Here is a 10025-nt window from a genome sequence, read left to right on the forward strand (position 1 = left end):
TGCTAAATTATATTTCTGTCCCACTCCCTATTGCTACCATTTAGTAATGTTAGTAATTATCGGAACACGTTTATGAAATTTAAATGTATGTTCGCTATAAAAAATAAAAAGGGGAGTTAATATTGGAAAATTCTTGCTCAACGTATCATAAATCTATACTATTTATTGTCATTTTAGGGGCACTCACTGCAATAGGACCCTTATCGATTGATATGTTTTTACCAGGTTTGCCTAATATTAAAAATGATTTTGATACAACAGCATCGAATGCACAATTAACGATTTCACTCTTTATGGTCGGTTTAGCATTCGGTAACTTATTTGCAGGTCCAATTTCAGACGCTTCAGGACGTAAGAAGCCACTCCTCATAGCAATGATAATATTTACGTTAGCGAGTTTAGGTATTATTTTCGTTACGAATATTTGGATTATGATTGCACTAAGACTGATCCAAGGATTAACAGGTGGCGCAGGAGCAGTGATATCAAGAGCCATTGCAAGTGATATGTATTCTGGCAATGATTTAACTAAATTTTTATCCTTACTAATGCTTGTAAATGGTGTTGCGCCTGTGATTGCGCCAGCACTCGGTGGGATAATCTTAAGTTTTGCCACTTGGCGTATGGTTTTTATCATTTTGACTGTATTTGGATTACTTATGTTCGTAGGTACTTTATTTAAAGTTCCAGAATCTCTTGAAAATGAACACCGCGCCAATAGCAATATTGGAACAATGTTTAAAAATTTCAAAGATTTATTTGCCACGCCACGATTTGTTCTACCTATGTTGATACAGGGCGTGTCATTTATATTATTATTTACTTATATTTCAGCATCTCCATTTATCGTACAGAAGATTTATGGTTTATCTCCATTCCAATTTAGTATCATGTTCGCGTTTATTGGCATAACACTTATTATCTCAAGTCAACTGACAGGTAAGTTAGTAGATTATATGGATAGTCAACAACTACTTAGAATCATGACGGCCATTCAAATTGTAGGTGTGATACTTGTTTCGCTGATATTGATCAATCATTTGAATTTCTGGTTATTAGCCATCGGTTTCATTATACTCGTTGCACCTGTCACGGGTGTTGCCACACTAGGCTTCTCAATTGCGATGGATGAAAGTAAGAGTGGTAAAGGGAGTTCATCTAGTTTATTAGGATTATTTCAAACGCTCCTTGGTGGTTTAATGTCTCCTTTAGTTGGTATTAAAGGTGAAAATGATCCTACTCCGTATATCATGATTATCGTCATTACAGCGATTATATTAATCATTTTACAGTTAGTAAATATGAAAGTATTTAAAAAAGCTAAACCTAATCAATGATGTTGATTTCCTTCTTCAAAGTGCTTGTTAGAAAGTCGTACTTTGAAGAGGGGAATTTCATTTTAGGTTTAGCTTTTATTATTTTATCGTTGTAGTTTAATTGTATTTGCGAGTAAGACGCTAGCGACATCTTCAGGTGATTCTTTGCAACCATGACGTAACCAATCAAAAAGTATGCCAGCTTGACCACCAACAGAATAAATCACAAACATACGCTTATTCTGAATGGTTGTTTCATATCTATCCATTACTTTTTCATAGCATCGCTTTGTTTCATTAATATAATCAAGGGCAATTTCCTTATTAGGATGAATAATGAGTGTTGCTTTATAAAATGCTTCTTTACGCTTAATATATCGCGCAACGAGTAAGAAAAATTTGTATAATTTCTTTTGATCTTGCTTGATATTATGAAAATCTTTGTAGAATGAATTCAATATAGCCTTATATTTATTTAAATGATAGTTTTGAATTTTCTCTAATAAATGATATTTATCTTGAAAATGATCATAAAATGTCGAACGATTTACACCACTATAAGCACATATCATTTTGATTGTGATTTCCTCAAAAGGGTATTCTTCAATCAATTCAATAAGGCTTTTTATTATTTTATATTTCGCACGTTGTTTCATTGTTTCACCTGATCAATCTGAATAATATTTTTATATAATATGCTAACCAACACAATTGTGAAAAATGTTGGTGTTTTTTTGAGTGACACATCTCTATAATAGATAAAGTGAATTTTAAAAGCAAATAGGAGGATATATTCATGAAGAAAATGGTATTAGTGAATGTCATTACTATCATTGTTCTTGTAGTAATAGGTGTTCTAGGTTTCTGTTTTTTTAATAATTTAACAAGCTATGTAACTACAGACAATGCAAAAGTAGACGGAGATCAAATCAAAATCTCTAGCCCAGCTTCAGGAGAAATTAAATCTCTAGATGTGAAACAAGGAGATAAACTTGATAAAGGTGATAAAGTAGCTGAAGTTTCAGCTCAAGGCGAAGGTGGTCAATCTAAAGATATGAGCATCAAAATGCCTCAAAACGGTACAATCGTTAAAACTGACGGCATGGAAGGTTCAATGGCTCAAGCTGGTAACCCAATCGCTTACGCATATAATTTAGATGATTTATACATTACTGCAAACGTTGATGAAAAAGACATTTCTGATGTAGAAAAAGGAAACGATGTAGACATCGATATCGATGGTCAAAAAGCTTCTATTAAAGGTAAAGTAGAACAAGTTGGAAAAGCAACTGCAGCTAGTTTCTCATTAATGCCTTCATCTAACAGTGACGGTAACTACACTAAAGTGTCACAAGTCGTACCAGTTAAAATTTCTCTAGATTCTGAACCATCTAAAAATGTTGTTCCAGGTATGAACGCTGAAGTTAAAATCCATAAAAATTAAGGGGGTCATTTCATGACAACGACCTTCATTATTGTTTATATTGTTATAGCGCTCATACTTATTGGTCTAATTAACGTACTTTTTTCAAAATCAAGAAAAAAAGCTAAAGATCAAAAAGTGGAACAACGTTCGACTAAGGATTCTGAGAATCAAAGTTATCAATCTAAATTTAAAGCAAGTGATCTAGATAAACAATCTGAGTCTAACAATGCTTCAAGTCAAATCAGAAATCATTCTGATAATATCGAAGATGATAAAAGAAAACATCACTTCGAAACTACTAATGAGGGAGATCAAACATCTTCTAAAGCTACTAATGCAAATAGCAAATATGATGCGTATCCTGGTTCTCTACGTCGATCAGATCAACACGAAGATCAAGCGAATGTTGAGAAACAAGATCATCAAAAAGATAATACTGAACAACCTAATGAAGAATCAGATGAAGTTTTAAATCCAATTGACCCTAACTCAGAAGAGGGTAGAGTCAATGAAAAGATTAAAAAACAAGAATCTAACTTCATTTTCGGTAAAGGTATTTCAAGAGGTAAAATTTTAGCAGCAATGTTATTTGGTATGTTCATTGCGATTTTGAACCAAACATTATTAAATGTTGCTTTGCCTAAAATTAATACGGAATTTAATATTTCTGCTTCAACTGGACAATGGTTGATGACAGGATTCATGTTAGTGAATGGTATTTTGATTCCAATCAGTGCATTCTTATTTAATAAATATTCTTATAGAAAATTATTTATTATAGGTTTAGCATTATTTACAATTGGTTCACTTATCTGTGCGATTTCATTTAACTTCCCAATTATGATGGGTGGTCGTGTACTACAAGCGATTGGCGCAGGTATCTTAATGCCATTAGGTTCTAACGTTATTGTAACGATTTTCCCACCTGAAAAACGTGGTGTCGCAATGGGGACAATGGGTATCGCAATGATTCTAGCTCCAGCTATTGGACCTACTTTATCAGGTTATATCGTTCAAAATTATCATTGGAACATTATGTTCTATGGTATGTTCTTTATCGGATTAGTCGCAATTGTAATTGGTATGTTCTGGTTTAAACTTTACCAACGTACGACAAATCCAAAAGCTGATATTCCTGGAATTATATATAGTACAATCGGTTTCGGTGCTTTATTATATGGTTTCTCTGAAGCTGGTAATAAAGGTTGGGGTTCAACTGAAATCGTGACAATGTTTATTATTGGTACAATCTTCATTATCTTATTCGTTATTAGAGAGTTAAGAATGAAGGCACCAATGTTAAACCTTGAAGTATTAAAATATCCAACATATACACTTACAACAATTATCAATATGATTGTTATGATGAGTTTATATGGTGGTATGATTTTACTTCCATTATATTTACAAAATTTAAGAGGTTTCTCAGCACTCGATTCAGGTTTACTTATGCTTCCTGGTGCTTTAGTTATGGGTGCTTTAGGACCTGTTGCAGGTAAGTTATTAGATACAATTGGTATTAAACCATTAGCCATTTTTGGTATTGGTATTATGACTTATGCAACTTGGGAACTAAGTAAATTAAACATGGATACACCTTATCTTCATATTATGGGTATCTATGTATTACGTTCATTCGGTATGGCATTTATTATGATGCCTATTATGACAGCAGGTATGAATGCATTACCTGGCCGTTTAATTTCTCATGGTAATGCTTTTGTTAATACGATGAGACAATTAGCTGGATCAATTGGTACAGCGATATTGGTGACTGTAATGACGACTCAACAAACTAATCATGTTGCAGCATTTGGCGATGAATTAGATAAAACAAATCCTGTCATTCAAGATCATATGCGTGAATTAGCACAACAATATGGTGGTGAATCAGGCGCATTAAAAGTGTTATTAGAACATATTAATAAACTTGCATCTGTAGAAGGTGTTAATGATGCATTTATCATTGCAACTGTGATTAGTGCTATTGCCTTAATCTTAAGCTTATTCTTACAAAGTAAGAAAAAAGCACAAGCATCTGCTGAAAAAGCAAATGCTGAAGATAAAGCAGCTCACCAAGAGTAAATATTAATTAAGAGATAAAAAATTGTGTTGTGGGGGCACGATTTTTGAAGAATCGGTAACGTTCCGTCGTTATCGATTCTTTTTTGGGAGCGGGACAGAAATATAATTTAGCAAAATTATTTTCGTTGTCCCACCCCGGCAAGGATGGATAGGATTGAGAGAAGCTTGATTCAGGTGCACTCTCAATTCAGACATCTACTGCCAATATGTTAAGTGAGACTGATATATTTAATATTTTCTAGACTATTATGCATGCGCAAAAGGCGCAGGCGAACTATAATAAAAAGGCCTATCGATGACTCAACTAAGAGTGATTGATAGGCCTTTAATTTATCGTATACGAGCTAGACGGTTACGGAAGAATAAACTAATAAATAATAACGCAATACTACAAGCAAGTAGAATTAATCCATTATGAATTGCATCAGCTTCCGTAATCACTTGATCTGGTGAAACACTTAAATAATATTTCTTAAGAGACTCTGAAATATTTTGAGCAATTGTATGAATGATATAACTGAAATACATAGTAATAAAAAGCATTACCGCTAAAATAATGATATTAAAAATTTTTAATAATGTTCGATTAAGAATGATAGTAATCACAGTTATAAACATACTAATGAGACATAACACAAAGAAAATATTAAAAACTAAAATAAGGTTATCTATTGAATGTTGTAGATCATTCATATCACCTAAATTAATATCTAAATTTCCAATTTTAGTAACAGTATCTTGGAAATTTCGTATTTCATGAAAATTAATCTTTTGATTTGCGAAGACTATATTAAAAATAGGTTGCTTTAACATACTATATCCTGTAATAGCAGTTAAAACTAATACAATAATATGAATAACGATACTTACCCAAGAACGTTTTTTCTTTCCATATTTTTTACCACGATGCATTTCTTGATTACGAAATTGTGAATTGAAATCACTTGAATTTTGATTTGCTTCAGTCACTATGATGCCTCCTTCAATCACATTTTTTCTATTTTTATCTTTTTAATATAATGTCTGTTATAATTGGCTTTATTCAAGTATCACTATCAGTAATAGACATCATTATTTAAAGATGCAATTGATATATGTATTATTATATCTTTTTTAAGAAAACGAATATACAGATTTAAGCAAATTGTTTTCTAAATTTAAAATTTGAAAAGGGGCAGGTTGGTCACGCTATGAAAAACTATTTAATGAATAGAGTCGTTAATAAATATATACTTCATAACAGATCTATTTTCTTTAACAATGATGAAGAAGTAGAACAATTTTTAGAGAAAAGAAGAACTGAAAATAGTAAAAAGCATAAACAACCGTCTACATTAAATGTAAAATCTAATCTTGATAAATTATCTCTAGGAGATATGCAAGTGTTTAGATTTAATTTTAGACATGAAGCCAAACATAAAATCTTATACCTCCACGGTGGATATAACACATTACAACCGTCACCGTTTCATTGGAGATTATTAGATAAATTGGCTCTCAATAAATTAAATGAAGTCGTATTACCAATCTATCCAAAAGCGCCGGAATATCATCTTGAAGATACCTATCAAGCTATCAAAAAAGTATACGATGAATTAGTTTCTGAAGTAGGTAATGAGCATATTGTGATTATGGGAGATGGTTCTGGTGGAGGTTTAGCATTGCGTTTCGTTCAATCCTTGGTTGAAGAACAGCAACCTGTACCGAGTAAATTATTCTTAATATCGCCTTTATTAGATGCTACATTATCAAATAAAGATATTACTGAAGAATTAGAGGACAAAGATATCTTAGTGAGTCGATTTGGGGTTAATGAGTTGATGAAAGCATGGTCTAATGGCTTGCCACTAACTGATAAACGTGTTTCTCCATTGTATGGAGAACTAAAAGGTCTACCTCCTGTATATATGTATGGTGGTGGTAAGGAAATTGGAAATCCGGACATGAAGTTGTTTGCACATTTATTAGAAGAAAATGGGCAGTACATTGATTTTAAAGAATATCCTAAAATGGTTCATGATTTCCCGATTTATCCTATTAGACAATCGCATAAAGTCATTAAACAAATTACAAAAGCAATACAACAATAAAACAGGACTTTGGAGGTGGTTCAAACTTCCAAAGTCCTTGTTCATTATCCTATTCAATCATTGAATTGATATGAGTTACTACAAAGTTTTGGCCTTTTAAGTAATAAAATGAAGCGATGAATTCATCAAATTGATGTGGTATATCAGTAAAATTACTAAAAGTAAATTTCTTTTCTAGATTTTGATCTCTCACGTGCTTTTCATAATTATTATATTGAATGAGAAATTCTTCATCGATATGATTTTCCTCAATTAACGTTGAAATCTCATCAATCGCAAACTTTTGCCCTTGTAAGTAGCTCATATGAATTGCACGCTTGACGAGTTGAGACGCCGGTCCATTGATAACCAATTCTTTTTGATTATTTAATTCACTCAATTCAAATTTAACATCATCTTTTAAATCTATAAGTTCACTTTTAATGCGTTGACGTGTAGGCATATCTATTCTCCTTTTTTAGGGATACCAATTTGATGTCCCAGTTGTTTTGGCCATTCAATTTTTTCTTGCTCTGATTCATATGCTTTAATGAAATTCATATATTTCTCAGGAAATGCCGCAGAACGACGTTGGTTTGTATCAATACCCATCATCATGACTTCATTTGTAGCTGCAACAGTACCATCTTCATGTAGCATTCTTAAAAAGAAATGCGTACGTTTATAATCATAATCATAAAGGTATAATTCAACTATGAATGTTTGACCTAATGACAATTCTGCTAAATACGTTGTATGTTCTTCAATAGTAAAAACGGTATATTGGCTTGCTTCTCTTTCTTCAAGAGATAAGCCATGACTATAGTTAAATTCATTAACCACTTCACTAAATATCATATTGTAATACGCATCATGCATATGATTGTTATTATCAATTAAATCTTCGGTTACATTTCGAGTAACCTTGAATGTGTGAGACATCTCTTTTTTCCTCCCCTTATACCTAACACTATCTTACTAGATAAAATTAACACATACACGTAATTAAATTCATGATAAAATGTAACAGAGATAACAAGAGGGGGAAGTAAAATGACCTTAACCGTAAGATATCAATCATTAACACAACCTCTTACGGAAGTAGCAAATGTTCGGGATGTTCCTAAAGATGCGACAATTGTTTGGTATGATTTTGAAAATGCTACAGAACGGGAGAATGATTTTCTCAGAAATAACTTTAATTTCAACTATTTAGAAATTGATGATGCTATTACTGGTATACCTCGTGTGAAGTATAAGGAATATAAAGCTTATCAGTATATGATATTCCATAGTATTATAGACTCAGATTATTCTCCAATTGCGCTTAACGTCTTTTTACAGGATAAAATTCTTGTAACGTATCATCATAAGCCCTTTAGATCATTGAAGAGAGTAGCTAAATATAATGCTGAAAATCATGACGCTGATTTGGACTGCGCAGATATAGTAATACATATACTGGATAGTATGGTGGATAAATACTTTGATTTCGTATATGGCATCGAGGATAAAGTTTATAATTTCGAAGCTCGACATGTCGATGATCGGTATAGTAAAAGTGTGATGGAAAATGTCTTTCAATTACGTTCCGATTTGATTAAAATTAAGCGTGTCATGTTTCCGATGCAAGAAGTAGTTGATACGATTAAAAGTGAAGGCAATATCATTAAAGATGCTAAGCACTCAATGTATATTCAACATATCGATGATCATCTGATCAAACAACGAAGTGTCATTAGAACAGCGCAAGAGATGACAAATGAAATACGTGAAAACTATGAGTCATTTACTTCATTTAGAATGAATAGTATTATGCAAATTTTGACACTAGTATCAGTTATTTTCTCTCCGTTAACTTTTATAGCTGGTGTATACGGTATGAACTTTGATTACATGCCTGAATTAAAATGGCATTATGCCTATTTTGTTTGTCTAGGCGTCATGCTCGTGATAACAATTATTTTAATAATCTTTTTCAAAAGGAAAAAATGGTTCTAAAAGAGGAACAATCATATTATGAACTTTAACAAAGGATGGTATTTCAATGAGTGATTCACTGAGAGAACAAAGAAAAAATGAACATGTAGAAATTGCAATGTCACAAACTGATGCACCACAATCTGATTTCGATAAATTGAGATTCGTTCATCATTCAATACCTAATATTGATGTCAATCAGGTCGATTTAACGAGTCATACATCTCATTTCGATATGCAATTTCCAGTTTATATTAATGCGATGACTGGAGGCAGTGAGTGGACGAAACAAATTAATGAAAAGTTAGCTATTGTAGCCAGAGAAACAGGTTTAGCAATGGCAGTAGGCTCTACCCATGCCGCTTTAAGAAATCCTAAAATGGCTGAATCATTCAGTATTGCAAGACAAATCAATCCTGAGGGAATGATATTTAGTAATGTTGGCGCAGATGTACCTGTAGAGAAGGCTGTCCAAGCAGTTGATTTACTTGAAGCTCAAGCGTTACAAGTTCATGTAAACTCTCCTCAAGAATTAGTTATGCCAGAAGGTAATCGTGAGTTTTCAACTTGGATGGACAATCTTGAATCCATTGTGAAACGTGTGAATGTACCGGTTATTGTTAAAGAAGTTGGCTTCGGAATGAGTAAAGAGACCTTTAAATCATTAATTGAAATCGGCGTTCAATATGTAGATGTAAGTGGTCGTGGTGGTACAAACTTTGTTGATATTGAAAATGAACGTCGCACAAACAAAGATATGAATTATTTAACACAATGGGGACAATCAACAGTAGAATCTTTACTTGAAAGTACAGATTATCAGGATAAGTTGAATGTCTTTGCAAGTGGAGGCTTGCGAACACCATTAGACGCCGTGAAAAGCTTAGCTTTAGGTGCTAAAGCAGTTGGTATGTCGAGACCATTCTTAAATCAAGTGGAGCAAACAGGAATTACGAATACAATTGAATATGTAGAATCATTCTTAGACCATATGAAGAAAATTATGACGATGTTAGATGCAAAAGATATTGAAGCATTAAGACATAAGGATATCGTATTTAGTCCGGAATTAATTTCATGGATTGAGCAACGTAGTTTAGATATTCATAGAGGATGATAAATAAAAAGGGAGCGGGACAGAAATATAAT

10 protein-coding genes are annotated in these 10025 nt (G+C 32.6%); 6 read left to right on the forward strand and 4 right to left on the reverse strand.

The genetic code is table 11. The annotated features are described in order from the left end of the window. Window positions 1–122: 122 nt before the first annotated feature. On the forward strand, window positions 123–1337 hold the full coding sequence (locus HMPREF3264_RS02585) for a putative multidrug effflux MFS transporter TcaB (protein ID WP_070871834.1): 1215 nt from the start codon (window positions 123–125) through the stop codon (window positions 1335–1337). Window positions 1338–1420: 83 nt separating this feature from the next. On the opposite strand, the gene HMPREF3264_RS02590 is transcribed toward HMPREF3264_RS02585, so the two are convergent. Next, on the reverse strand, window positions 1421–1972 hold the full coding sequence (locus HMPREF3264_RS02590) for a TetR/AcrR family transcriptional regulator (RefSeq protein ID WP_002443957.1): 552 nt from the start codon (window positions 1970–1972) through the stop codon (window positions 1421–1423). Between the two features lie 140 nt (window positions 1973–2112). On the opposite strand from HMPREF3264_RS02590, the gene HMPREF3264_RS02595 reads away from it, so the two are divergent. Both HMPREF3264_RS02595 and HMPREF3264_RS02600 read left to right on the forward strand, forming a co-directional pair. After that, entirely contained in the window at window positions 2113–2760 is a 648-nt protein-coding gene (locus tag HMPREF3264_RS02595; protein WP_070871835.1) for an HlyD family secretion protein, read from the forward strand. 12 nt (window positions 2761–2772) lie between these two features. Further along, a complete protein-coding gene (locus tag HMPREF3264_RS02600; protein ID WP_070871836.1) occupies window positions 2773–4827 on the forward strand; it encodes a DHA2 family efflux MFS transporter permease subunit in 2055 nt (684 codons plus the stop codon). 330 nt (window positions 4828–5157) lie between these two features. Here HMPREF3264_RS02600 and HMPREF3264_RS02605 read toward each other — a convergent pair whose 3' ends face one another. Then, on the reverse strand, window positions 5158–5739 hold the full coding sequence (locus HMPREF3264_RS02605) for a hypothetical protein (RefSeq protein WP_241159061.1): 582 nt from the start codon (window positions 5737–5739) through the stop codon (window positions 5158–5160). Window positions 5740–6017: 278 nt separating this feature from the next. On the opposite strand from HMPREF3264_RS02605, the gene HMPREF3264_RS02610 reads away from it, so the two are divergent. Next, the gene (locus tag HMPREF3264_RS02610) at window positions 6018–6917 is read left to right on the forward strand and encodes an alpha/beta hydrolase fold domain-containing protein (RefSeq protein WP_070871837.1); all 900 of its coding nucleotides are present in this window, start codon (window positions 6018–6020) and stop codon (window positions 6915–6917) included. Between the two features lie 49 nt (window positions 6918–6966). Here HMPREF3264_RS02610 and HMPREF3264_RS02615 read toward each other — a convergent pair whose 3' ends face one another. Continuing rightward, window positions 6967–7359, reverse strand: coding sequence for a hypothetical protein (locus HMPREF3264_RS02615; protein WP_070871838.1), 393 nt, complete (start codon window positions 7357–7359; stop codon window positions 6967–6969). Between the two features lie 2 nt (window positions 7360–7361). Further along, entirely contained in the window at window positions 7362–7838 is a 477-nt protein-coding gene (locus HMPREF3264_RS02620; RefSeq protein ID WP_070871839.1) for a thioesterase family protein, read from the reverse strand. A 111-nt stretch (window positions 7839–7949) separates the two neighbouring features. Between HMPREF3264_RS02620 and corA the strand changes: the two genes are divergently transcribed. Both corA and fni read left to right on the forward strand, forming a co-directional pair. Further along, entirely contained in the window at window positions 7950–8897 is a 948-nt protein-coding gene (gene corA / locus HMPREF3264_RS02625; RefSeq protein WP_070871840.1) for a magnesium/cobalt transporter CorA, read from the forward strand. A 46-nt stretch (window positions 8898–8943) separates the two neighbouring features. Beyond that, window positions 8944–9993, forward strand: coding sequence for a type 2 isopentenyl-diphosphate Delta-isomerase (fni, locus tag HMPREF3264_RS02630; protein ID WP_070871841.1), 1050 nt, complete (start codon window positions 8944–8946; stop codon window positions 9991–9993). Window positions 9994–10025: the final 32 nt, after the last annotated feature.

Origin of the sequence: Staphylococcus sp. HMSC62A08 (genome assembly GCF_001839105.1) — a bacterium.
Classification (GTDB): domain Bacteria; phylum Bacillota; class Bacilli; order Staphylococcales; family Staphylococcaceae; genus Staphylococcus; species Staphylococcus caprae.